We start from the raw sequence: 24,812 nt of genomic DNA, 5'->3' as shown, positions 1-24,812 counted from the left end.
GCGGGGTTAGGTTGAACAAACCGTCGTTTCAGCGCACCGTTGCAGTGCAGAAGGGGAAACGACGGCGCTCGGATCGAACGGACGCAAAAGAACCAGTAGTTCTACTGCCGCCCGAACGGCTTGCGTTGCTGCCACCACGCCAGCACCAGGGAGACGCAGGCGTCCACCGAAAGTGCGGAGTTGTCGAGCAGCTTCGCGTCTTGTGCCGGCTTCAAGGGCGAAACGGCGCGGGATTGGTCCCGGGCGTCGCGCGCCTCCAGTTCGGCACGAAGGTCGGCGATGTTAGAAGGAATCCCCTTCGAAATCAACTGCTTATGGCGCCTCTCGGCCCGCACGGCGGCGCTCGCCGTGACGAATACCTTGAGGTCGGCGCCGGGGAAGATCACCGTGCCCATGTCGCGCCCGTCGGCCACCAGGCCGGGCAGGCGGCGGTGCGCGTACTGCAACTGAAGCAGCGCCTCGCGCACGGCCGGCCAGACCGACACCTTCGAGGCCATCGCGCCGACGTGCTCTTGGCGCAGCAGGTCGCTCACGTCTTCCTCGTCGAGCCAGATGGTGTGGGCGTGGAAGCGCAGCTTCAGCCCGGCGGCGCAGCGGGCGAGCCCCGCCTCATCGCCCTCGGACACGCCGGCGCGCAGCGCGGCCAGCGCGGTGGCGCGGTACAGCGCGCCCGAATCGAGGAAGTGGTAGCCCAGGGTCTGCGCCACGGCGCTGGCGAGCGTGCCCTTGCCCGAGGCGGTCGGGCCGTCGATGGTGATGACGGGCACGTCTTCAGACCGGGCCTCGGCCACGCTGAACAGCGCCTCGAAGTAGTCCGGGAAGGTCTTGCCCACGCAGCGCGGGTCGAGGATGCGCACCGGCACGTGCGGCGCGGTGTGGCCATCGCGCGCGGCCAGCGGGTTGAACGCCGCCAGCGAGAAGCACATCGCCACGCGGTGGTCGTCGTAGGTGTGGATCGCGGCCGGTGTCCACGTCACCGGTGGCGTGATGGCGATGAAGTCGGCGCCTTCTTCGACCGTCGCACCCAGCTTGCGCAGCTCGGCGGCCATTGCGGCGATGCGGTCGGTTTCCTTGACGCGCCAGGTGGCGATGTTGGTCAGCCGCGTCGTGCCTTCGGCATAGAGCGCCATCACCGCCAGCGTCATCGCCGCGTCGGGGATGTGGTTGCAGTCGAGCGTCAAGGCCTTCAGCGGCCACGCACCACGCCGCACGTCGAGCCAGTTCGGCCCGCTCGTGACCTGCGCACCCATGGCCTGCGCCGCTTCGACGAAGCGGATGTCGCCCTGGATGGACGCGCTGCCCACGCCCTCGATGCGGACCGCCCGCCCGCCGAAGCCGGCGATGGCGCCTAGCGCGACGAAGTACGAGGCCGACGACGCATCGCCCTCGACGTGGATGCTGCCCGGCGAGCGGTAGGCGCTGCCCTGCGGGATGGTGAAGCGCTGCCAGCCTTCGGCCTGCACCGCGATGCCGAAACGCGCCAGCAGCTTGAGCGTGATGTCGATGTACGGCTTCGAAACCAGTTCGCCTTCGACTTCGATGGTGATCGCGCGCTCGGCGCTCACCAGCGGCAGGGCCAGCAGCAGCGCAGTGAGGAACTGGCTCGACACGTCGCCACGCACGCGGATCGGCTGCGTGGTCTGCAGCGGCTTGGTGGTCGGCGACAGCTTGAGCGGCGGGTAGCCCTCGTTGCCCAGGTAGTCAATCGGGCAGCCGAGCTGCCGCAAAGCATCGACCAGGTCGCCGATCGGGCGCTCGTGCATGCGCGGCACGCCGCTCAGCTCGAAGGTACCGAGCTGCGTGGCCGCCAGCAGCGCCAGCGCCGCGGTGAGCGGGCGCATCGCCGTGCCGGCATTGCCGAGAAAGAGCTTGGCCTGGCGCGTCTGCAAGCGGCCGCCGAGGCCGGTGATGTGCCAGACGGTCTGGTCCCCCGAGCCTTCGGACGCCACCCCGCAGCCCAGCGCACGCAGCGCGTCGAGCATCACCTGCGTGTCGTCGGACGCCAGCAGGTCGTGCACGACGGTCGTGCCTTCGCTCAGGCCCGCCAGCAGCAGCACCCGGTTCGAGATGCTCTTGGAGCCGGGCAGGCGCACCATGCCCTGGGCGGCTTGCAGGGGCGGGAGGTCGAGGAACGGGGTCGTGAACATGGAAACAGCTCGGGGCGGTGGCGCGGCTCACCGCGAAGAATGCAACGCGGGCGACGAACTCAGCGGTTGCCGCCCTTCGATCCACCCAGGTGCCAGCCCGAACGGGCCTCGGAGGCGCTGCGGATCATCTCTTCGAGTGCCTCGACGTTGCCGGTCTTGACCACGTGCTCCATCGCGTCGAGCGTGTGGCGAAAGCGCATGGACTGCTTCAGCACTTCTTCGCGGTTGGCCATCAGGATGTCGCGCCAGACCGCCGGGTCGCTGGCCGCGATGCGCGTGAAGTCTCGAAAGCCGGGACCGGCCAGCGAGAGGTAGTCGCGGCCGGCCGGCTGCTTGGCCACCGAGTTGAAGAAGGCAAAGGCCAGCAGGTGTGGCAGGTGACTCACGGCGGCAAAGGCCGCGTCGTGGTTCTCGGCGGTCATCTTCAAGACCTGCGAGCCGATCGCGGCCCACACGTCGGTGGCCTTCTGGATGTGTTCGGGCAGGGTCTGCGGCAGCGGCGTCAGGATGACCTGGCGGCCTGTGTACAGCGCCGCGTCGGAGTGGCTGACCCCCGACACCTCTTTGCCGGCGATCGGGTGCGCGGGCACGAACGACACCGCGCGTTCTTTCAGCACGCGCCGTGCGGCATCGACCACGTCGCGCTTGGTCGAGCCCACGTCCATCAGCAGCATGCCGGGTTCGACCAGGTGGCGGATCGCCTTGAAGGTGGCCTCGGTGGCCGACACCGGCACGGCCATCAGCACGATGTCGGAGCCCGACACCGCGAGCAGCGCCGATTCGGCGGTGTCGTCGATGACCCCCATCTTCTTGGCACGCTCGGTGGTGGACGGCGACTTGCTGTAGCCGATCACACGCTTGACGAGCCCCGCACGCTTCAACGCAAGCGCGAAAGAGCCGCCCATCAGGCCGCAGCCTATGACGCCGAGCTGGTTGAACATCGTGTCCCTGTGGTGAGAGTTCTTAATGGGTGTCGATCGGATACGTGCCGAGCAACTTGAAATATGCGCACACCGCGCGCAACTCGCGCAGCGCGGCCGCCACCTCGGGCTGGTCGGGGTGGCCTTGCAGGTCGATGTAGAAGTAGTACTCCCACTGCCCCGAGCGTGCCGGGCGCGACTCGAAACGGCTCATCGACACGCCGTGGTTCTTGAGCGGTACCAGCATGTCGTGCACCGCGCCCGGCCGGTTGGCCACCGACACCACGAGGCTGGTGCAGTCGTGCCCCGAGGCCTTGGGCTGCGGGTGGTGCTGCGGGTGCGTGACGATGGCAAAGCGCGTGCGGTTGTGCGGGTCGTCCTGGATGGCGGGGGCGACCACGTGCAGGCCGTATTCGCTGCCCGCTCGCTCGCTCGCAATGCCGACGAGCGTGGGGTCGAGGCTGGCCAGGCGCGCGCCTTCGGCATTGCTCGACACCGGGCGCCGTTCGACGTTCGGCAGGTGGTTGCTCAACCAGCCATGGCATTGCGCCAGGGCTTGCGGGTGCGCGCACACGGCCTGGATGTCGTCGAGCGAATTCGTCTTGCGCAGCAGGTTGTGCCGCACGAAGAGGCTGGTCTCGCCAATGATGAACAGCGGCGTCGTCAGGAAGAGGTCGAGCGAACGGGCGACCACGCCCTCGGTGCTGTTCTCGACCGGCACCACGCCGAAGTCGGCCGCGCCGGCCGACGTGGTGCGAAACACCTCGTCGATGCTCGCGCAGGCCACCTTGACGATCGACGAGCCGAAGAAGCCCAGCGCCGCCAGTTCGCTGAAGGTGCCGGCGGGCCCGAGGTAGGCCACCCGCGTGGGCGTTTCGAGCGCCCGGCAGGCGGACATGATTTCGCGCCAGATCGGCGCCACGCTCTCGGCCATCAGCGGGCCGGGGTTGGCCGCCTTCAGGCCATCGATGACCTGGGCCTCGCGTTCGGGGCGGAAGGCCACCGAGCCCTCTTTCTTCTTGACTTCACCGACCTCTTGCGCGAGCTTCGCGCGCCGGTTCACCAGCGCGAGCAACTCGCGGTCCACCGTGTCGATCTGCGTGCGCAGCACCAGCAGTTCAGGGTTGATGGGTGGGGTGGGCTCAGCCATGGCGGGGGCGGATTCTGGCACGGGGCAAAGGCTTGGCCGCGGGGTGACTGGGCAGCCGAACGGTGAAGACGAAACGAGGCGAAACCGGCGCGCTTCAAGCGGGGCGAGGCTTCATCGCAAAGCCCCGCCGCCGATGGTCAGCGCTTCTTGGCCGGGGCGGCGGCGCCCGAGGCTGCCGGCGTGGCCGGGCCGCTGACGCCGAGGCGCTTGCCGACCGAGGTCTGCAGCGCCTTGATCTTCGGCTCGATGATGGTGCGCGAGTCGGCCACCAGCTTCTGCACGAAGCCATCCTGCATTTGCGGCATGGCCTGCTCGTACTTCTTGTAGGTCGGCGAATCGAACCAGGCGACGAGCTGCTTCAACTCGTCTTCGCTGAACTTCTCTTCGAGCGTGGCGCCCACCGTGCTGGGGGCCAGCTTCACGGCCCGGTCGGACAGCAGCGGCACGGCCTCGTCGAGGTACTTCTTGACGTCGGCCTGGATCGCCTTGCCGACCTCTTCGCGCTTGTCGGCGGGCACCTCGGACTGCATCACCTGCCGGGCCTCTTGCATCACTTGCATGGCCGGACGCTCGACCAGGCTGCGCGCCAGGTTTTCGAGGCCCGGGCGTTGCAGCACCAACAACTTCTGGACCAGCTCTTTCTTGGCGGGGCTGGACGGGGCGGCTGCGGGTGTCTGCGCTTGCGCTTGCAAGGTGCAGGCGAGCAGCGCCAGCAGGGCAATACGCTTCATCATTCTGGTGTCTCCGTGGATGGCGACGCGGAGTCGTCGCCGGGTTCGGTGGTGTCCGGGTTGGCATCGTTCTCGACGATGCGCTGCAGACCGCTGAGCTTGGAGCCGTCGTCCAGCGAGATGAGCGTGACGCCTTGCGTGGCGCGGCCCAGTTCGCGGATTTCAGACACCCGAGTGCGCACGAGCACGCCCTTGTCGGTGATGAGCATGATCTCGTCGGCGGGGCGCACCAGCGTGGCCGCGACGACCTTGCCGTTGCGCTCGCTCTGTTGAATGGCAATCATGCCTTTGGTTCCCCGGCCGTGGCGCGTGTATTCCACGATGGACGTGCGCTTGCCGTAGCCGTTTTCGGTGGCAGTCAGCACGCTTTGCGATTCGTCTTCGGCGACCAGCATCGCGATCACGCTTTGTCCGTCTTCGAGTGCCATGCCGCGCACGCCGCGGGCGTTGCGGCCCATCGCGCGCACGTCGTCTTCGTCGAAGCGCACGGCCTTGCCGCCGTCGCTGAAGAGCATCACGTCGTGCTTGCCGTCGGTGAGGGCTGCGCCGATGAGGTAGTCGCCCTCGTCGAGATCGACGGCGATGATGCCGGCCTTGCGCGGGTTGCTGAACTCATCGAGCGCCGTCTTTTTGACCACGCCCTGCGCGGTGGCCATGAACACGAAGTGGTCGGCCGGGAAGCTGCGGAACTCACCCGTCAGCGGCAGCACCACGTTGACCTTTTCGCCCTGCTGCAGTGGGAACATGTTCACGATGGGCTTGCCGCGCGAGTTGCGCGAGCCCGAGGGCACTTCCCAGACCTTCAGCCAATACACGCGGCCGCGGTTGGTGAAGCACAGGATGTAGTCGTGCGTGTTGGCGATGAAGAGCTGATCGACCCAGTCGTCTTCCTTCGTCTGCGTGGCCTGCTTGCCGCGGCCGCCGCGCTTCTGCGCACGGTATTCAGACACGGCCTGGCTCTTGATGTAGCCCGTGTGCGACAGCGTCACGACCATGTCGGTCGGCGTGATCAGGTCTTCGGTGCCGAGGTCTTGCGCGTTGTGCTCGATCTGGCTGCGGCGGGCGCCGACCTTGGTCTGGCCGAATTCGAGCTTGATCGCGGTGAGTTCATCCGAAATGATGGTCGTCACGCGCGAGGGGGTCGCGAGGATGTCCAGCAGGTCGGCGATCTCCGCCATCACGTCCTTGTACTCGTTGACGATCTTGTCTTGTTCGAGGCCTGTCAGGCGCTGCAGGCGCATCTGCAGGATTTCACCGGCCTGGTCTTCGGACAGGCGATAGAGACCATCGCTTTGCATGCCGAAGTGTTTGGGCAGGTTCTCGGGGCGGAAGGCCTCGCGGCCGCCCGGCGTCTGGCCTTCGGCGCGCGAAAGCATCTCGCGCACCAGCGACGAATCCCAGCTCTTGCTCATGAGCGCCTGCTTGGCGACCGGCGGCGTGGGCGAGGTCTTGATCGTCTCGATGAACTCGTCAATGTTGGCCAGCGCAACGGCCAGGCCTTCGAGCACGTGGCCGCGTTCGCGCGCCTTGCGCAATTCGAACACCGTGCGGCGGGTGACGACCTCGCGGCGGTGTTCGAGGAAGACCTCGATCAGGTCCTTGATGTTGCACAGCTTCGGCTGGCCATCGATCAGCGCCACCATGTTGATGCCGAAGGTGTCCTGCAGCTGCGTCTGCTTGTACAAGTTGTTCAGCACCACCTCGGGCACTTCGCCGCGCTTCAGTTCGATGACGACGCGCATGCCCGACTTGTCGGACTCGTCCTGGATGTGGCTGATGCCCTCGATCTTCTTCTCGTGAACCAGCTCGGCCATGCGTTCGAGCAGGCTCTTCTTGTTCACCTGGTACGGGATCTCATCGACGATGATCGACTGGCGCGCGCCCTTGTCGATGTCTTCGAAGTGGCACTTCGCGCGCATCACCACGCGGCCGCGACCGGTGCGGTAGCCCTCGCGCACGCCGCTCGTGCCATAAATGATGCCGGCGGTGGGGAAGTCGGGCGCCGGGATGATCTCGATCAACTCGTCGATCGTCGCCTCGGGGTTGCGCAGCAGGTGCAGGCAGGCGTCCACGACCTCGTTCAGGTTGTGCGGCGGAATGTTCGTCGCCATGCCCACCGCGATGCCGCCCGAGCCGTTCACCAGCAGATTCGGCAGCTTGCTCGGCAGGACCTTCGGTTCCTTCTCGCTGCCGTCGTAGTTGGGCTGGAAGTCGACCGTTTCCTTGTCCAGATCGGCGAGCATTTCGTGCGCGATCTTCGACAGGCGTATTTCGGTGTACCGCATGGCCGCGGCGTTGTCGCCGTCCACCGAGCCGAAGTTGCCCTGGCCGTCGATGAGCATGTGGCGCATCGAAAAATCTTGCGCCATGCGAACCGCCGTGTCGTACACCGATTGGTCACCGTGCGGGTGGTACTTACCGATGACGTCGCCGACGATACGGGCCGACTTCTTGTACGGCCGGTTCCAGTCGTTGTTCAACTCGTGCATCGCAAACAACACGCGGCGATGCACGGGCTTCAAGCCGTCGCGCGCATCGGGCAGCGCGCGCCCGACGATCACGCTCATCGCATAGTCGAGGTACGAACGCCGCATCTCCTCTTCGAGGCTAACGGGCAGAGTTTCCTTGGCGAATTGGGTCATTCGGGGGTGAGGCGAGGCCTGAAGAACGAAACGCCCGCGGGGCCGCGAGCGCGACCGAGGATTCTAAGTCCGCAACCCTGTGGCACTCGCGCAACAAGAGGTTCGACCGCGCGAGGGCTCGCCCGCACAATGGGTTCGGCTTGATACCCTATGGCACAATCAGTCGCGGTGGTAATCGCTCGTGATATCGAGGGTTTACCAGCGCTTTCGCATCCGGTTTTGGACGTTTCGCAGGTCATCTGCGTCTTCCCTTGAGAGGAGAATCAATGAAGAAACTGAATAAGGTCGCCTCGCTCTTCGCCACGGCCCTGCTTGCTTCGTCGGCCGCTTCGGTGTTCGCTCAATCCAGCGGCGCCGACAACTGGGTGAACAGCGCCGGCCAACCCTGGCGGAACGGCACCGGTGAAAACTGCTGGCGTGACACGTTCTGGACGCCCGCCACTGCCAACCAGGCCTGTGACGGTGCTCTGAAGCCCGCTGCTGCTCCGGCCCCCGCCCCGGCCGCTGCCCCGGCTCCCGCTCCGGCCCCCGCGCCTGCTGCAGCCCCCGCCCCGGCGCCGACGCCCGCTCCGGTGCCCGTCCCGGCTGCTCCGGTCAGCGAGAAGGTGACCTTCGCCGCTGACGCCTTCTTCGACACCGGCAAGTCGGTGCTGAAAGAAGACGCCAAAGCCAAGCTGGACGATCTGGTCGAGAAGACCTCGGGTGTGAACCTCGAAGTCATCATCGCCGTCGGCCACACCGACTCGGACGGTTCCGATGCAATGAACCAGAAGCTGTCGGTTTCGCGTGCTGAAGCCGTCAAGAAGTATCTGGTGAGCAAGGGCGTCGAAACCAACCGCGTCTACACCGAAGGCAAGGGCGAAAAGCAGCCCGTCGCCGACAACAAGACCAAGGATGGCAAGGCGAAGAACCGCCGCGTCGAAATCGAAGTGGTCGGTACCCGTACCCGCCGCTGATCTTTCGATTCAGCTCTCCGCAAAACCCCGCTTCGGCGGGGTTTTTCATTGGTGCGTTTGATTTGCGTGGCTGCGGATATTGGGGGCGTGGCTATGATCTCGTGATGACCAATGCCGACCCTCTTGAATTGGCGAAATTCGGTGAGCTGGCTCACCGCTGGTGGGACAAAGACAGCGAGTTTCGCCCGCTGCATGAAATCAATCCCCTGCGGCTCGACTGGATCGACGGCTTCGCTCGCCTGAATGGCAAGCGGGTCGTCGATGTCGGTTGTGGCGGTGGCATCTTGACCGATTCGATGGCTCGACGTGGGGCCGATGCGCTGGGCATCGACTTGGCCACCAAGGCCTTGAAGGTTGCCCAATTGCATGCCATGGAAGCGGGGACGCCCAAAGTCGCTTACCGCGAGGTCGCCGCCGAGGCTCTGGCATCCGAGCAGCCGGCGAGCTTCGATGTGGTCACCTGCATGGAAATGCTGGAGCACGTGCCCGACCCGCAATCGGTGGTGCAGTCGTGCTTCACGCTGGCCAAGCCCGGCGGCTGGGTGTTCTTTTCGACCATCAACCGCAACCTCAAGTCGTTCCTGTTCGCCATCGTCGGGGCTGAGCATCTGTTGAAGATGCTGCCGGCCGGCACCCACGAGTACGCGCGTTTCATTCGGCCTTCCGAGCTTTCGCAGTGGTGCCGCGCCGCGGGGCTGGACCTCGTGCAGATGAAGGGCATGGAATACAACCCGCTGACGCGCCGCTACCGCCTGTCGGGCGACACGGGGGTGAACTTCCTGCTCGCGTGCCGCAAGCCGACATGAGCGCGCCCGTTCGTGCGGTGCTGTTCGACCTGGATGGCACCCTGATCGACAGCGCGCCCGACTTGGCCGGCGCTGGCAACGAGATGCGCGCGGCCCGTGACCTGCCCCCCTTGCCCTATGCGCAATTCCGCCCCATGGTCGGGGCGGGCGCACGAGGCATGCTGGGTGTGGCGCTGGGCGTTTCGCCGGCGCAGGCGGGCTTCGAGGCTCTGCGAAACGAGTTTCTTTCGCGCTACGAGGCGCGCATGACGCGAGACACACGCGTGTTCGATGCGATGGCGCCGGTGCTCGACGCCTTGCAGCGCCACCCGATGCCCTGGGGCATCGTCACGAACAAGGCCGAGCGCTTCACGCACCCGCTGGTGCAGGCCTTGGGGCTGGACGAACTGGCCGCCGCGGTGGTCAGCGGTGACACCACGCCGCACCCCAAACCGCACCCTGCGCCCTTGCTCGAGGCGGCGCGGCGCATGGGCGTGCCGCCGCAAGACTGCGTGTACGTTGGCGATGACCTTCGCGACGTCCAGGCCGGCCGTGCCGCTGGTATGCGCACGATCGCGGTCCGATGGGGATACCTGGGTGACCGAGAGCCAATTGAGGCCTGGGGCGCCGACCATGTCATCGAAGTGCCCGATCAGCTCTTGAAATGGCTGCGCATGGCCTAAACTCCCCCTTGCCTGGGGCCGACCTGGCTTCGACGTGGGTACGGAGTTGGAACAGGGCATGCCGAGCACCAGTTCGCTCGTAAATCCACTGGAAACAAAGTAACTGCGAACGACTCTTCGTACGCCCTCGCCGCTTAAAACCGGTGAGCCTCGCAACAGTTGGCCCATGGGCTGGGTCTGAGGGGTAACCCAAGGACTGCGAGGTCATTCACATGGGATCGTCTCTCGGCGGGTCACTCGTCGAGAGATCAAATCAAGTGACTCGTGGGGACGGTAGCGTGCTGCTGCGCGACCGGCTCCATTAAAACCAAATCAGTCAGCTAAGCATGTAGATCTGCCTGACAAAGGCTCGCGGACGGGGGTTCGATTCCCCCCGGCTCCACCAGTCCAGAACGCAACAAGCCCCTGGGTCTTCGGACCCAGGGGCTTTTTTGCGTCTGAGGTGGCATCGGTGGGCGAGGCTTCACAGGTTTGCCTGAGATCAATCCTTCCGCAGCGCTCTCCCGAACCTTAGGGGCTGGTCGTCAGGCGCGCCGTCACTAGAGTCGCTGCAAGGCGTGGCCACGTGCTGCAGGTCGGGGTTGTGCGCCGGGACGACAAGGGAGTTGTCATGCGGCAGATCGGCTCGGGACTCGAACACACGTCATCGCCAGTGCGCGACGGGGCCGCGACGCTGCCCTGGGTGGTGGGCGTGGTGCAGACCAGCCCGGCGCAGGCCGCACTCGCGCAGCGCGTGTCGCGGCTGCTGGGGGCGTGGCCCCAGGTGGATGTGCGGGTGCTCGACGGGCGCCTGCCCGCCGATGCGCCGATGCCCGCCTTGCTGCTGCCGCTGGTGGACCCGACCGGGCTCGACGCGGCGGCCGATGCGCTCGTCGCGCGCCGGTCCCGGGGCGGGGCATGCCCGGTGATCGCGGTCGCGGTCGATCTCGACGCCGCCGCCACCGGGCGTTTGCTGGCTGCTGGGGCGAGCGACTTCATTCGCGCCTCGCTCATCGACGACGAGCTTCAGCTGCGTTGCACCCGTGCGCTGGGCGGCTTGCTCGATGCGCCCCTGCACACGGCCCAGCCCGCGACTGATGCCCACCGACCGGCCGCCCTGCGCAAGCTCGTCGGCGGCAGCCCGGTGTTCATGCGGCAGGTGGACCGCCTGCCGCTGCTCGCGCGCTACGACGCCGGGGTGTTGATCCTGGGCGAGACGGGCACCGGCAAAGAGGTCTGCGCCCAGGCCATCCACTACCTCTCGCCGCGCGCCGGCAAGCCGTGGGTGGCGCTCAACTGCGGGGCCATCCCGACCGAGCTGGTCGAGGCCGAGCTGTTCGGCCACGTGAAGGGCGCCTACACGCACGCGCACACCGCGCGGCCGGGGCTGGTGCGCGAAGCCGAGGGGGGGACGCTCTTTCTCGACGAGATCGACGCCTTGCCCTACAGCGCGCAGGCCAAGTTGCTGCGCTTTCTGCAAGAGAAGGAATACCGCCCGGTCGGATCGAACCACGTGGCGCACGCCGACGTGCGCGTGATCGCCGCGAGCAACCGCCAACTCGGCGACTTGGCCGCGCGCGGCGTGTTCCGGCAGGACCTGTTCTTTCGCCTCAACGTGCTGATGCTCAGCCTGCCCGCGCTGCGCGAACGGCGCGACGACGTGCCGCAGCTGGCGATGTTCTTCTTGCGCGCCGCCGCCAAGCAGTGGCGCTGCGCCGAGCCGTCGCTGTCGCCCTCGGCCCTCAAGAAGCTGCTGGCGCACGACTGGCCCGGCAATGTGCGCGAGCTGAAGAACGTGATCGAGCGCGCGGTGCTGATGTGCACGCACGGGGTGCTCGATGCCGCCGACATCGACCTCGACGGCACCCCGCCCGAGGCCGACACGCCGGTGGCCGCGGCCGACGAGTCGTTTCGTGCGGCCAAGGCGCGCGTGGTCGAAAACTTCGAGCGCAGCTACATCCAGCAGTTGCTGGCCTCGAACGGCGGCAACGTCACGCACGCGGCGCGTGCCGCGAAGAAGAACCGCCGCGCGTTCTTCGAGCTGATGCGCAAGTACCGCATCGAGCCCACGCCCTACCGGCCGCAGTGGGCCGTGTCGCCCGACTGAGTTCACGTGCGAACGATCATCCCCGCAAGGGCCAGCGATTGCTGGCCCTTTGCGCTTCTGGGCCGCGCTGTCGCAAGTTAGGGGGATGGGTGCGCCCTGAGACAAAGATGTCCGGCTGCAGGACAAAACCGCCCTGGCTCGTCTGCACTGCGCACACCGGTCTGGCCCTCGCTGGCGCACGCAACAACAGTGAGCCGCACCAGGACAAATCTGTCCCACCCGCCACGCCCCCGCCACAGCGCCAAGCCAACAAACCCAGGCGTGACAAGCACTTGCCGCCGATGCCTGCCGTGGCACCGCGCTTGCGATGAACAGCGGCAATACACCGAGGGGGCACGGCATGCCCATCCCACCCGACGTCCTGACCATCGTGCAACACGTCTCTCGCCACCTGCGCATCCACCCCCAAGCCTGCGACACGCCTGAAGGCATCGCACGCTGGTGGGTGGACATCGACGACCCCGTGCCGGTCGATGCGGTCGAGGCGGCGCTCGGCCACCTGGTCGCGGCGGCGGCGGTCGAGGCCCAGCCGGTGGCGGCCGATGGGCGCGTGCGCTACCGACGCGCCGTGCTCGTCACCGACGAGCGCCTCGCCGCCCTCGAGCGCGACCCGGGCCGTGCGCTGCGCGACAGCGGCGACCACCCGCCTGGCGTGAGGTGGCACTGATGGCCCAGGTCACCGCCTTGCACACGCTCGTCAGCGGCCTCGCGCAGCACCTGTCGCGCGCCTACCAGTTGCGGCCGCTCGCGGGCATCACTTGCCGCTTCGAGCCGCTGGGTATTTCGGCGATGAAGCTGCTCGACGGGCAAGACACCAAGTGCACCGTGCTGCTCTACCGCACCACGCACAACGAACACCAGCGCAACCGCGCGCAGGCCAGCCTGCCCTTCGGCAAGGCCGTGCCGCTGACGGTGGACCTGCACCTGCTCGTCACCATCTGGGCCGACACCGCGCTCAAAGAGCAGAACCTGCTCGGCTGGACGATGCGCGAACTGCACCAGCGCCCCGTCATCGACCGCAGCCTGCTGGGCGATGGCACGGTGTTCGACGCCGACGACCTGATCTCGTTGTCGCCCGAAGAGCTGTCGCTCGACGACATGACCAAGCTCTGGCAGGTGCTGTCGCCGCCGTACCGGCCGTCGCTCACCTATGTGGCGCGCAACGTGCGCATCGACCTCGACACCGAACCCGACCACGGGCCGGTGGTGGCCAGCCGCCTCGCGGTGACCGACGACGTGGCGGCTGTCGTGAGGGGGGCGTTGTGAGCGGCGTGGCGCGGGCCGAGCGCCGGGCCGCTCCCAAGCCGGCCCGCATCCCCTCGGGGGATCGGACGATGTACCCATCGGACGAGGGGCGGTCATGATGGACCTGATCGAACGGCGCATCTTCGGTGCGATCGAGTTCGTGCACGGCGTGACCGGCGCGCGCGTGCTCGACGAGTTGCGCATCGCGGCCCCCGGCCTCGGCCTGCTGCGCAACCGCAGCGGCTTCTATGTCATCCGCGAAGCCGAAGGCCTCAGCGACTACCCCCGCGCCTTCGACAACCCGCCGGCGCTCGCGCGGCAAGCCTTCACGCTGACGGTGGACGACCCGAAGCGCCGCTTCCAGCCCCGCCGTGTGTCGCTGCGCCTGCCACGTGTGCTGCCGCAACCGAATGCGCAGCCACCGGTCGAGCCCGCCGATGCCGACAACGCGCTCCAGCCCTTGCAGGTGCGCCTGTGGCCGGCCGCCGGGCTGCCCTTGCAACCGGGCTGGGCGGTGCTGCGAGTGCAGGTGGTGGTCGATGGCATCGAGCCCGCGCTCGGCCTGACCAACGTGATGGTCGAGGCCGCGCCCCGCGTGGCCGGTGCCGCCGTGCAGCGCGCGCTGACCGACCGCCATGGCGAGGCGCTGGTCGTCGTGAACGACGTCGCACCCATCCTGCCCGACGCCGGCCCGGTGGGCCTGACCACCACGTTCGGCGCCGCGCTCACCTTCGTGTTCGACGAGCAGATGGTGCGCGCCAACGACCCGCGTGCGCCCGATGCCGCGTTTCCGCTCGCCGACCCCGATGAAATTGCCCGCCGCCGCGCCGAGGGCGAGGCCGGCATCCGCGTCGTGGCCGGTGCGGCCGATGTTGTTCTGTCCGCCGGCTCGGCCCGGCGCCATGTCGAGAAGGTGGCGTGGCCTTGAAGGCGCACGTCTGCAAGTGTCCATGCCCAGGAGGTGAACCGTGCCCGAATACCTAGCCCCCGGTGTTTACGTCGAGGAAGTCAGCTTCCGATCCAAGTCCATCGAAGGCGTGGGCACCAGCACCAGTGCCTTCGTCGGCCCCACGCGCAAGGGGCCGGTCGGCATCTCACCCGAATTGCTGACGAGCTTTGCCGACTTCGAGCGCATCTATGGCGGTGAAGACGACCTCGGCTTCGGCGACGACCCGCTGCTCAACCGCAACTACATCGCCCACGCGGCGCGCGCCTTCTTCAACAACGGCGGCGCGCGGCTGTACGTCGTGCGCATCCAGGCCGACGACGCGGCCGTGGCCGAAGACACCACCACGCCGGTCGTCGCGGGCGCCGACGGCGAGCCGCCTGCGGCCTGGTTCAGCGCGCGCTTTGCCGGTGCCCAGTACGACGGGGCCACCGTGCTGGTGCAGCAGGTCGCGCAACCCATCGGTTTGTCGGGCCTGCAGAACGCGCCCAACGGCACGCTGGTGCGCGTGCATGACAGCGCCGACACGCCCGTGCTGCAAGGCTTCTGGGCCAAGGCCGACGACGTGTGGACGCGCGGCACGGCACTCGACGCCGGCGACCCACCGGCCGACGCGCCCGACCTGCTGGCCGACTTCGTGGCCGATGGCCTGCGCGCCGAGGCGCTGTCGGTCAACGTCACCATCACCACGGCGGCGGGCGACACGACCAGCTTCGAGTCGCTGGCCCTGGGCGCGCAGCACCCGCAGTTCATCGGCTCGCAGATGGCGTTCGCGCCCTCGCGTCGGTCCGACCAATTGACGCTGCCCGTGGGCTTGCGCTTCACCGGCGCGGCGCCTGCGGCCGATGCCTTGCTCGAAGGCCTGGGCGGTGGTGCGGCCACGGCCGGGGTCGAGCCTTCGCGCCGCTTCACGCTCGCGGGCGGTGCCGATGGCGGCGCCCCGGGCCTCGACGAATACAGCGACGGCTTCGGCCTGCTGGTGGGTCTCGAAGACGTGTCGATCGTCGCGGCGCCGGGGTATTCGGCCCGCTACGACCCGGCGAGCCTCACCGAGTACCAGGGCATCCAGGACGCACTGCTCACGCACGTGGCCGACCCGCGCCGCTACCGCATGGCGGTGCTCGATGCGCCGCCCAACGTCACGCCCAGCGAGATGCGCACGCTGCGCGGGCTGATCGACACCACGCGCGCCGCGCTGTACTACCCCTGGGTCGTGGCGGCCAACCCGCTGGCCTCGCCGCGCCGCAACGAGCCGGCTGAAATCTTGCTGCCGCCTTCGGGCCATGTGTGCGGCATCTATGCGCGCAACGACATCGAGCGCGGCGTCTACAAGGCGCCGGCCAACGAGGTGGTGCGCGGCGCGCTGCGCTTCGAGCCCAGCGTCAACATGGGTCAGCAAGAGCTGCTCAACCCCATCGGCGTGAACTGCCTGCGCGCGCTCTCGGGCCGCGGCCTGAGGGTGTGGGGTGCACGCACCGTGTCGAGCGACCCCGAGTGGAAGTACGTCAACGTGCGGCGCTACTTCAACTACCTCGGCGCGTCGATCGACCGGGGCACGCAGTGGGCCGTGTTCGAGCCCAACGGCGAGCTGCTGTGGGCCAACGTGCGCGGAACGATCGGCGACTTTCTCTACAACGAGTGGCGCAGCGGCGCACTGCTCGGCACCAAGCAGGAAGAGGCCTTCTTCGTGCGCTGTGACCGCACCACGATGACCCAGAACGACCTCGACAACGGCCGGCTCATCTGCCTGATCGGCGTCGCCGTGGTCAAGCCGGCCGAGTTCGTGATCTTCCGTATCGGCCAGAAGACGGCGGATGCCAAGAGCTGATCGCTGACCCAGGAGCATTCACATGATTCAACGCGACACCCCCTACGGCGCTTTCAACTTCCAGGTGGACATCGGCAACGGCGTGGCCGGTGGCTTCTCGGACGTGTCGGGCCTGGTCACCGAAATGACGGTGGCCGAGTACCGCAACGGCAACGATGCCGAGAACCACGTGCGCAAGATCCCCGGCGTGCACAAGGTCGGCGACGTGACCCTGAAGCGCGGCCTCGTCGGCACGCGCGACCTGTTCGACTGGATCAACGCCACGCGCACCGAGGGCTACAAGGCCAAGCGCACCGTGGTGATCCACCTGCTCGACGAAGCCCGCAGCGGCCCCGTTGCCACCTGGCGCCTGCAAGGCGCGATGCCGCTCAAGTACACCGGCCCGACGCTGGTGGGCAAGGGCGGCGGCGACGTGGCGATGGAAGAGTTGGTGCTGTCGTGCGAGGGCTACCAGGTCGAGTGACGCAAAGCACCTGACGAGTCGCTGCCATGAATCGCGCGCACCGGCACCTCTGCGGCCCTCACCCCAACCCTCTCCCAGAGGGAGAGGGGGCCAAGCGCCTGTGTCACTCCCTCTCCCTCTGGGAGAGGGCCGGGGTGAGGGCAGCAGAAGGGCCTGAACAGCCATGACCCGCCGCAGCCTCCGCCTGGGCCTGAGCTTCGAGCTGGCGCCGCCGCCCGCGGCCGACCCCTTGCGCACCGACATCGCCTGCGTCGTCGGCACGGTGGCGCGCCGGCGTGTGCAGGTCGCGCAAGAGGCGGTGCCACTGCCGCCGGTGCTGCTGCGCTGGCTGCAGTCGCTGCGCATCCACAGCCTCGGCGGCCTGCCGCTCGAACGGCACCGCCTGCGGCTCGGCTCGGTGTCGCAGTTCATCGAGGGGCTGCTGTCGCTCGCCTCGAACGCGGCCCCCATCGCAGGCGAGCCCAGCGAACGCGAGGCCCTGGCGGCCTTTCTCAACGAGCGCTTCGACGACGACGCCCGCGACACGCTGGCCGAGCTGCTGCGGGCCTGCCGCGAGCTGAGCCCGGTGCCGGCCGCCGTGCTCGACGACCTGCGCCTGCGCGGCTTCGCGCCCGGCCAACTGCTCGGCCCCGACACCCTGGCCGGCTGGCTGCGGCTGCAGCGCCTGCACAACCTGCCGGTGCTGCTCGAAAGCTTCGAGGCCTTCGACGCGCTTTTCGCGTGGAACGAACGCGGCGTGCTGGACCGCCTCGTGCGCCCCGGCGACCCGGTGGTCGCCACGCCCGTTGGTGCGGCCCTGCGCGCCTTCTTCGGCGAAGGCGGCCGGCGCGCCTACGCCGTGCGCACCGGCGACCCGAGCGACGTGTTCGACACCGCCGAGGCGCGTTTCGCGGCCTGCTTCCCCGAGCCGCGCCTGGCCCCGGCCGACGCGCACCTGTTCGACACCCAGGCCGACCGCTGCCCGCAACTGCCCGGCGTGCGCCGCAGCGTGCGCCGGGGCCTGCTCACCGGGGTGATCGACCTGGGCACGCCGCCGGCCCTGTCGGGCGAGGGCTGGCAGGGGCTCGAACACGTCTACGGCCTGGCCGACGTGAGCTTCGTGCTGCTGCCCGACCTGATCGACGCCTGCGCGCAGGCCGTGCCCGCGCAAGTGCCGCCGGCCGACGTGGTGGCCGCGCCCGAGCGCTTCGTCGAGTGCGTGGACGAAGCCGACCCCACCGAGCGCCCGGCCGGCCGCCGCCTGCCCGCGCCGCGCCTCAACGAACTGGGCCTGCAGGCCTGGGCCACGCTCGCGCGGCGTGCGCTGGCCGTGCTCGACAACCCCGGCCGCGCCTTTCACCGGCGCGACGTGCAACTGCTTGCCTCGCTGCCGCTGGTGGGCGAGGGCCGCGACCTGCCCACGCCCACGCAATGGCTGCCGTGGATGAACGCCCAGGGCTGGCTCGAACGCGACGGCCCGCGCGCCCTGCTGAGCGACCGCCTGCAACTCGCCTACCCCTGGGTCGTGAGCACCGACAGCGCCGACTGCCAGGGCGGCGTCGAAGCGCCCGAAGGCAGCCTCGCCGGCGTGCTGGCGCGCAGCGCGCTCGAACGCGGCGCCTACCGCTCGGCCGCCACGCAGCCCCTGCGCCGCTGGCAAGCCAGCGAACCGCGCCTGCCGTGGACGCAGACCCTGCAGCAACTCAGCTGGACGCCGCTGGGCGAACTGACCCTCGCCGAGCGCGTGTGCCTGCTCGGCCCCGCGCCGCGTGGCCCGCGTTTGCTGTCGGACGTGAGCTGCGCCGCCGAGGCCGCCACCCGCCAGGCCTGCGTGCGGCGGCTCGTCAACGTGGTGATCCAGGCGGCGCGGCGCGCGGGCGATGAGTTCGCCTTCGAGCCCAACGGCGAGGCGCTGTGGTCGCGGGTGCGCGAACGCCTGTCCGACCTGATGCGCGTGCTGCTCGCGGCGGGCGCCTTGTCCACCGACGGCGTGCCCTTCAGCGTGCGCTGCGGGCGCGACACCATGCGCCAGAACGACCTCGACGCGGGCCGCCTGATCGCCGAGATCGAGCTGCTGCCCGCGCAACCCATCCAGCGCATCGTCGTCGTGCTCAACCTGCGCGATGCCGGTGCCGGCACCGGCGGTGGCGTCGTGGCCGCGCGCACGCTGGCCGTGGCGGCATGAGGGGCTGAACACCGTGGCCGACGACTTCATCGCCCCCTGGTTCGGCTTCAACTTCCACGTGGCCTTCACGCGCGAGCCGCTGGCCGCGCGCGGCGGCAGCGGCGAAGCCGGCGCCGAAGAAGCCCTGTGCGAAGGCGCGTTCGCCGAAGTCACGGGCTTGGAGGCGTCGATGGAGACCAAGACCATCAAGGAAGGCGGCGCCAACTACGGCGCCCACCAGCGCGCGGGGCAGGTGAACTTCGCCACCGTCGTGCTCAAGCGCGGCATGACGCAGGCCCGTGATTTGTGGAGCTGGTGGTCGCTGTTTGCCGGCGCCGGGGCGGGCGAGGGCGAGTCGCGCGTCAACGGCGCCTTCGCGCACCGGCTCACCGTGCGCATCACGCTCAAGGGCAGCGACGGCGAGCCGCAACTCAAGTGGCGGCTCGAACGCGCGATGCCGGTCAAGTTCAAGGCGGCCGACTTCAACGCGCGTGCGGCCGACCTGGGCATCGAAGAGATCCACCTCGTGCACGAAGGCCTGTTCTTCGAGGCCACGCAAGGGGGCGCCGCATGAGGATGCCCGACGAACACAAGGCCAAGCTCTACAAGGTCGATCAGGCCAACCCGAGCCAGGAGCCCAACGGCGACAGCCCCGACGTGGTGCTGGTGCAGTTCAACCCCACCTCGCTCGCGTACTCGGTGCAGAACACGCTGGAGAAGAAAGGCCGGGACGCCAGCGCCAAGCAGTTCGTCGCGCAGACCACGGCGAAGCTCGACTTCGACCTCGTGTTCGACAGCACGCACGACGGCGGCGACGTGCGGCGCGAGACCGACAAGATCAAGCAGTTCCTCAACCCCGGCGACAAGGCCACCAACAAAGACCAGGCGCCGCCGCTGGTGGGCTTTCGCTGGGGCACCTTTCTCTTCAAGGGCATCGTCGAGGCCTTCAAAGAGAACCTCGAGTTCTTCTCGGCCGAAGGCGTGCCGCTGCGCTCGACCCTGAAGATCGGCCTCGCCGCGCAAGACCCGAAAGACGTGTTCGCCGCGCAGGACTTCGGCGACGCCGATGCCGCGGCGGCCGCCGGCGCCGACGTGAGCCTGGCCACCGTGCCCGACCGCGGCACCAGCGGCATGGCCTCGCAAGGCGGCAACCCCGACGCGGGCCGTGCGCTCGCCGCATCGAACGGCTTCGAGAGCATGCGCAACATCGGTGGTGGCGTCGCGGCGGTGGCCGGTGGCGGCATCGAGCTGAAGGCGGCGGCCTCGTTCTCGACCGGCGTGTCGGCGGGCATCGGAGCCTCGGCCGGCGCGGGCGTCGGTGTGGGGGCAGGGGCTGGCGTGGGCATCGGCGGTGGCGTGGGCCTCGGGGCCAGCGTCGGCGTGGGTGTCGGCATCGGCGCGTCCGCAGGCATCGGCTTCGGCGCAGGGGCCTCGGCCGGTGCCAGCAGCCTGCAGGCCTTTGCAGGCCTGGGGGCCAGCAAGACCAGCAGCACCGTGCGCCTGAACGCCAGCGCCCTGCAAGCGCCTGCGGCCACGGCGTCGGTGGGCACCGGCTTCGCGTTGGGCGGCAAGGCCACCAGCGCGAGTTCATCGGGTTTGAAAGCAGAGATGGGGGCTTCGGCCCGCATCCGCTTCGATTCGTGAGGCATGTCATGCGTGAGCGCCTGAACACCTCTTCCGCCGCCCTCAACACCCCCGGCCCGTTCGCCCTGAGGTATCGAAGGGCCCGTGCCGGTCGCGGGCAGGGCTTCGATATCTCAGCCCGAACGGGATTCGTGGTTCGCACTTGATCCACCCGAAACCACCAGCGACTCACCATGCCCGTCGTCATCGAAGACCTCGACGTCCAGGTCCAACCCCCACCGCAACCGGCCGCGCCCGCACCCGCCGGCAACGAAGGTGGCGGCGAGCCCGACCCGCGCCAGCTCAGCGCCTGGCTGCAGCGCGAAGCGTGGCGGCAGCAGCGGCTGAGCGCCGACTGAGAGGCACAAGACCATGGGCGAGATGAACCTCTCGAAGCTGGCCTTCTACAGCGCACGCCCCACGCTGCGCATCGACGGCCAGGACAGCGACCTGGCCTCGGGCCTGTTGCAGTCGCTCGTGATGCGCGAGCAGGAAGGCGGGCTCTCGTCCATCGAACTCGCCTTCGTCAACTTCGCCCCCAAGGACAGCGGCGAAGTTGGCCCCGCCTTCGAAGACGAACGCCTGCTCAAGCTCGGCGCCGAGCTGAAGGTGTATGCGGGCGAGGCCGGTGGGCCGACCGAAATCTTCAGCGGCATCGTCAGCGCCCTCGAATACGCGGCCGACGCCGAAGGCCCGCCGCGCCTGCAGGTGCTGGCCGAAGACGGCGCGCAGAAGGCGCGGCTGTCGCGCCGCATCGCCGTCTACGAGAACCAGTCGCTGGCCGACATCGCCCGCGACATCGCCGGCCGCATGGGCCTCACGCCGGTCGTCACCGGCCTGGGCGACGCGCTCGACCTCGAAGTGCAGTTCAACGAGACCGACCTCGGCTTCTTGCGCCGCCTGCTCGCCCGCCATGGCGGCGACGTGCAGCTCGTGGGCAACGAGCTGCAGGTGTCGCCGCGCAAGGACGTGCAGCGCAATGAAATTCCGCTGCGCATGAACAGCCAGTTGCACCGCGTGCGTGCCGTGGCCGACCTGGCTGACCAGGTGACCGAGGTGCGTGTCACCGGCTTCGACCCCTTGCAGGGCCAGGCCCTCGAAGGCACCGGCAGCAGCGCGCCGCTCGGCCCCGGCAGTGGCCGCAAGGGCGCCGACCTCGTGCGCGAGGCCTTCGGCGAACGCGTGCAGCAAAGCGCGCACCGCCTCGCGCTCACGCAGCGCGAGGCCGATGCGCTGGCCCAGGCCGAGTTCGAGCAGCGCGCGAGGCGCTTCGTGCGCGTCGAGGGCGTGTGCGAAGGCAACCCCTCGCTGCGCGTGGGCTCGCACGTGAAGCTGTCGGACGTGTCGCCGCGCTTCGACAACACCTACTACGTCGTCGCCTGCACGCACCGCTACGACATGAAGAAGGGCTTCGAGACCGAGTTCCAGGCCGAAGGCGCGCATTTCAACCACCCGGCGTGAAGGCCACCCCATGAAGCGCGACACCCTGCCATTCACCGACTTCGCGGCGCCCGCCTTCGCGCTGGGCGCGGCCCACCTCGCGCGCGTCACCGACGTCAACGACCCCGAGGGCCTGGCCCGCGTGAAGATCGAGCTGTACGCCTTCGACACCGCCGCCGACGTGGCGCTGTGGGCCCGCGTGGCCAGCCCCTTCGCGGGCCACAAGCGCGGCGGCTTCTTCATTCCACAGGTCGATGACGAGGTGCTGGTGGTGTTTGCCAACGGCGACGCGCGCGCGCCCATCGTCGTCGGCGGGCTGTGGAACGGCGCCGCGCAGCCGCCCGAAAAACTTGATGGCAAGGTCGATCGCTGGAGCATCACCGGCAAGGCCGGCACGCGCATCGCCATCGTCGAAGCCAGCGACGCCACCTGCACCATCGAATGCGAAACGCCCGGCGGCGTGAAGCTCAAGATGACCGACGAGGGCGGCGGCAAGGTGCAGATCGACTGCGCCGGCAACACCGTCACCATCGACTCGGCCGGCATGTCGCTCGACGCGCCCGCCAAGGTCAAGGTGCAGGCCGCCAGCGTGGACGTGAGCGCCGGCATGGTGAAGGTCGATGCCGGCATGTCCACCTTCTCGGGCGTGGTGAAGTGCGACACGCTGATCAGCAACGCGGTCGTATCGACCTCGTACACGCCGGGCGCCGGCAATATCTGGTGACGCCGCGATGAGCACCCTCACATCGCCACCCGCACCGCTGGCCGTGCACGCGCCTCGCGGCATGGCCCATGCCACGCCGCACCCCGTGCAGCTCACCGGCCTGCGCACCGCCTCGCGTGGCCTGCACGACGCGCCGCTGATCGTCGAGCGGCGCGACCAGGACTTCATCGAGGGCCTGCTCGCCGACGTGGGCGACCCGGCCAAGCACGCCGCGCTGCGGGCCCGCACACCCGCCGTGCAGGGCGCGCACATGCGGCTCTTCCAGCCCATGCAGCGCGTGTTCAACCTGCTGGTGCTCGAAGCCTTCTGCGACATGCCCGGCCAGCCCCGGCTCGACCCGGCCAAGATCGAGAGCAGCGGCTTCGTGCTGCGCCGCGTGGCCGACGACGGCCGCAAGCTCGCATGGCTGAAGGCCGGCACGCAGGTGTTCGGCTGGGAGGCCGTGGACGAAGACCTCGACCCCGCGCACGACCGCCGCCCGAGCGCCGTGCGCCTGGGCCACCCCGCGCTCGACGCGCAGGCACCGAGCCAGCAGCGCGTCAAGAGCGCGGGCAGCCTGCGCCTGGCCGCCGCGCAGGCGCCGGTCGGCGAAGACGTGCAGCCGCTGTTCAAGGTCGCCCCCGACGTGGCCGACCGCGCCGGCAAGACCGTGCTTTTCGGCACCGTGCGCGTGGCATCGAGCGAGCTGGCCGAGGCCGGCACCCGGCCCGCCACCTACGGCCGCGACGCCGACGAACGCCAGCAACTGCGCGAGCACCTGGTGACGATGCTGCGGGCCGGTGGCGCACGCAGCCTGCCGCTGCCCACGCGCAGCTTCAGCACCGAAGACGCGCAACGCGCCGCCCGCCTGCCGCAGGTGCTGCCCCCGCTGCCGCCCACGCCAGCCGGCCCGCCGCTCACCCGCGCCGAGTACGACACGCTCAACACCAGCTTCACGCCGCTGCTGCACCAGTTGCAGACCGAGTTCGATGCCTTCGGCAACTCGGCCGGCGCCCTGGCCGTGCAGCAGCAACTGAAGCGACTCGAGGTCGAGACCGACGTGCCAGCCGCCAACGGCCAACCCGCGCGCGTGGACCGCCGCAACGCGTACACCTTCTTGCTCGAAGCCAAGGCCGTGCTGATGGACGCCGTGCCTGGCGCGCGCGTCACCATGCCGCACCGCTGGGGCGCGGTGAGCACGGCCATCGCCGATGCCTTGTTTGCCGCCACGCTGACCTGCCTGAGCGAGCAGCACGGCAAGCTGCTGCCGGCGGCCAGCCGCTTCGAGCCCACGCGCCGGGGCGTCGAGCCGCGCTACGTGCTGCGTGCCTTCGTGCGTTTGAAGCCCGAGCACCCGGGCTGCGCGGGCCGCCTGGTGTGGTCGGCCTACACGCCCGAGTTCACGATCGCCGCGTGGTTCGAGTCGTCGGGCGCGCCGGTGCCGGTGATCCCCATGCCTGACCTGATGGACCGCGCCCAGCTCGCCCGCGTCAAGCCCAACGTGGCCTTCTCGCTGCCACCCAAGCTCGCCAAGCTGCTGCAGGGCGACCCGAAGAAGCTGCGCGACGGCGAAGGCGACGGCGGCGATGGGCTCGGCCTCGGGTGGATCTGCTCGTTCTCGCTGCCGATCATCACCTTGTGCGCGTTCATCGTGCTCAACATCTTCTTGCAGCTCTTCGCGCTGATCTTCTTCTGGCTGCCCTTCCTGAAGATCTGTATTCCGTTCCCGAAGAGCAAGGACTGAAGACGATGAAACGCCTCCGACCTTGTTCAACGCGGTGGGCCGAGCGCCGGGCCGCTCCCAAGCTGGCCCGCATCCCCTCGGGGGATCGACCGATGTACTCATCGGGCGAGGGGCTGTCATGGCTCAAGGATTGAGGGACATGGGACCGAACCTCTTTGCAGAACCCATCGGTTGGCCCCTGTTGGCCGTGCCGGATGAGAACGGCGAGCTGCACTACCCCGACCTCGCCACCAGCGTGCGTCAGCAGATCGAGGTGCTGCTGTCCACGCGGCCGGGTGAGCAACTGATGCGCCCGGGCTTCGGCGCCGGCCTCGAAAACCTGCTGACCGAACCCAACACGGTGGCCACGCGCAGCCGCATCCACGACCTGGTGCAAGACGCGCTCAAGCGCTGGGAGGCCCGCATCGTCGTCGATGGCATCGCGGTGGACCCGGTGCGCGACGCCGCCACGGGTGTGAGCGATGCGGTGCGGGTCGAGATCGCCTACCGGCTCAAGCGCACCGGTGCACCGGCGCGGGTGGGGCTCACCTTGGTGATGGAGGCCCGGCATGCGTGAGCGTTGCGCGTTCGCGTTGGC

22 protein-coding genes and 1 other RNA gene are annotated in these 24,812 nt (G+C 68.8%); 18 read left to right on the top strand and 5 right to left on the bottom strand.

Features of this window, described 5'->3' with window-relative positions; genetic code table 11:
- Nucleotides 1-101: 101 nt before the first annotated feature.
- The 5 genes from AC1KAT_RS03295 to gyrA all read right to left on the bottom strand — a co-directional run bounded on the left by AC1KAT_RS03295 (nt 102) and on the right by gyrA (nt 7,590).
- On the bottom strand, nt 102-2,147 hold the full coding sequence (locus tag AC1KAT_RS03295) for a bifunctional 3-phosphoshikimate 1-carboxyvinyltransferase/cytidylate kinase (protein ID WP_480322744.1): 2,046 nt from the start codon (nt 2,145-2,147) through the stop codon (nt 102-104).
- Between the two features lie 59 nt (nt 2,148-2,206).
- The gene (locus AC1KAT_RS03290; RefSeq protein ID WP_480322742.1) at nt 2,207-3,088 is read right to left on the bottom strand and encodes a prephenate dehydrogenase; all 882 of its coding nucleotides are present in this window, start codon (nt 3,086-3,088) and stop codon (nt 2,207-2,209) included.
- A gap of 22 nt (nt 3,089-3,110) precedes the next feature.
- Nucleotides 3,111-4,217, bottom strand: a complete 1,107-nt coding sequence (gene pheA, locus AC1KAT_RS03285; protein ID WP_480322740.1) for a prephenate dehydratase — start codon at nt 4,215-4,217, stop codon at nt 3,111-3,113.
- Between the two features lie 137 nt (nt 4,218-4,354).
- A complete protein-coding gene (locus AC1KAT_RS03280; protein ID WP_480322738.1) occupies nt 4,355-4,951 on the bottom strand; it encodes a DUF2059 domain-containing protein in 597 nt (198 codons plus the stop codon).
- The gene (gene gyrA / locus AC1KAT_RS03275) at nt 4,948-7,590 is read right to left on the bottom strand and encodes a DNA gyrase subunit A (protein WP_480322736.1); all 2,643 of its coding nucleotides are present in this window, start codon (nt 7,588-7,590) and stop codon (nt 4,948-4,950) included. Before gyrA ends, AC1KAT_RS03280 begins: the two co-directional genes overlap by 4 nt.
- Nucleotides 7,591-7,856: 266 nt before the next feature.
- On the opposite strand from gyrA, the gene ompA reads away from it, so the two are divergent.
- The 18 genes from ompA (at nt 7,857) to AC1KAT_RS03185 (ending at nt 24,791) form a co-directional block, all read left to right on the top strand.
- Entirely contained in the window at nt 7,857-8,546 is a 690-nt protein-coding gene (gene ompA / locus AC1KAT_RS03270) for an outer membrane protein OmpA (RefSeq protein ID WP_480322734.1), read from the top strand.
- Between the two features lie 104 nt (nt 8,547-8,650).
- The gene (gene ubiG, locus AC1KAT_RS03265) at nt 8,651-9,352 is read left to right on the top strand and encodes a bifunctional 2-polyprenyl-6-hydroxyphenol methylase/3-demethylubiquinol 3-O-methyltransferase UbiG (protein WP_480322732.1); all 702 of its coding nucleotides are present in this window, start codon (nt 8,651-8,653) and stop codon (nt 9,350-9,352) included.
- Complete coding sequence (gene gph, locus AC1KAT_RS03260; protein ID WP_480322730.1) at nt 9,349-10,014, top strand: phosphoglycolate phosphatase; 666 nt, start codon at nt 9,349-9,351, stop codon at nt 10,012-10,014. Before ubiG ends, gph begins: the two co-directional genes overlap by 4 nt.
- A gap of 14 nt (nt 10,015-10,028) precedes the next feature.
- Nucleotides 10,029-10,399, top strand: a transfer-messenger RNA (tmRNA) gene (gene ssrA / locus AC1KAT_RS03255).
- A gap of 225 nt (nt 10,400-10,624) precedes the next feature.
- Nucleotides 10,625-12,100 carry a sigma-54 interaction domain-containing protein gene (locus AC1KAT_RS03250; protein ID WP_480322728.1) on the top strand — a complete coding sequence of 492 codons (1,476 nt, stop codon included), beginning with the start codon at nt 10,625-10,627 and terminating at the stop codon, nt 12,098-12,100.
- Between the two features lie 340 nt (nt 12,101-12,440).
- Nucleotides 12,441-12,767 (top strand): hypothetical protein, encoded by a 327-nt coding sequence (locus AC1KAT_RS03245; RefSeq protein ID WP_480322726.1) that lies wholly within the window; start codon nt 12,441-12,443, stop codon nt 12,765-12,767.
- Nucleotides 12,767-13,366, top strand: a complete 600-nt coding sequence (locus tag AC1KAT_RS03240) for a Pvc16 family protein (RefSeq protein WP_480322724.1) — start codon at nt 12,767-12,769, stop codon at nt 13,364-13,366. Before AC1KAT_RS03245 ends, AC1KAT_RS03240 begins: the two co-directional genes overlap by 1 nt.
- Nucleotides 13,367-13,460: 94 nt before the next feature.
- Entirely contained in the window at nt 13,461-14,273 is an 813-nt protein-coding gene (locus tag AC1KAT_RS03235) for a hypothetical protein (protein WP_480322722.1), read from the top strand.
- Between the two features lie 40 nt (nt 14,274-14,313).
- A complete protein-coding gene (locus tag AC1KAT_RS03230) occupies nt 14,314-16,119 on the top strand; it encodes a phage tail sheath family protein (RefSeq protein WP_480322720.1) in 1,806 nt (601 codons plus the stop codon).
- Between the two features lie 22 nt (nt 16,120-16,141).
- A complete protein-coding gene (locus tag AC1KAT_RS03225; RefSeq protein WP_480322718.1) occupies nt 16,142-16,582 on the top strand; it encodes a phage tail protein in 441 nt (146 codons plus the stop codon).
- 163 nt (nt 16,583-16,745) lie between these two features.
- Nucleotides 16,746-18,746, top strand: coding sequence for a hypothetical protein (locus AC1KAT_RS03220; protein ID WP_480322716.1), 2,001 nt, complete (start codon nt 16,746-16,748; stop codon nt 18,744-18,746).
- A gap of 13 nt (nt 18,747-18,759) precedes the next feature.
- A complete protein-coding gene (locus AC1KAT_RS03215) occupies nt 18,760-19,299 on the top strand; it encodes a phage tail protein (RefSeq protein ID WP_480322714.1) in 540 nt (179 codons plus the stop codon).
- Nucleotides 19,296-20,369 (top strand): CIS tube protein, encoded by a 1,074-nt coding sequence (locus AC1KAT_RS03210; protein ID WP_480322712.1) that lies wholly within the window; start codon nt 19,296-19,298, stop codon nt 20,367-20,369. The genes AC1KAT_RS03215 and AC1KAT_RS03210 overlap by 4 nt, the downstream gene beginning before the upstream one ends.
- Before the next feature lie 173 nt (nt 20,370-20,542).
- On the top strand, nt 20,543-20,707 hold the full coding sequence (locus AC1KAT_RS03205) for a hypothetical protein (protein WP_480322711.1): 165 nt from the start codon (nt 20,543-20,545) through the stop codon (nt 20,705-20,707).
- A gap of 13 nt (nt 20,708-20,720) precedes the next feature.
- The gene (locus AC1KAT_RS03200) at nt 20,721-21,809 is read left to right on the top strand and encodes a phage late control D family protein (RefSeq protein ID WP_480322710.1); all 1,089 of its coding nucleotides are present in this window, start codon (nt 20,721-20,723) and stop codon (nt 21,807-21,809) included.
- A 10-nt stretch (nt 21,810-21,819) separates the two neighbouring features.
- A complete protein-coding gene (locus AC1KAT_RS03195) occupies nt 21,820-22,512 on the top strand; it encodes a phage baseplate assembly protein V (RefSeq protein ID WP_480322708.1) in 693 nt (230 codons plus the stop codon).
- Nucleotides 22,513-22,519: 7 nt separating this feature from the next.
- Entirely contained in the window at nt 22,520-24,235 is a 1,716-nt protein-coding gene (locus AC1KAT_RS03190) for a hypothetical protein (protein ID WP_480322706.1), read from the top strand.
- Nucleotides 24,236-24,374: 139 nt separating this feature from the next.
- Nucleotides 24,375-24,791, top strand: a complete 417-nt coding sequence (locus AC1KAT_RS03185) for a GPW/gp25 family protein (RefSeq protein ID WP_480322704.1) — start codon at nt 24,375-24,377, stop codon at nt 24,789-24,791.
- The last annotated feature ends 21 nt before the right edge of the window (nt 24,792-24,812 follow it).

It is taken from the genome of Piscinibacter sp. PDB5-1 (assembly GCF_056676035.1).
This window is presented reverse-complemented; position numbering and strand designations above follow the sequence as displayed.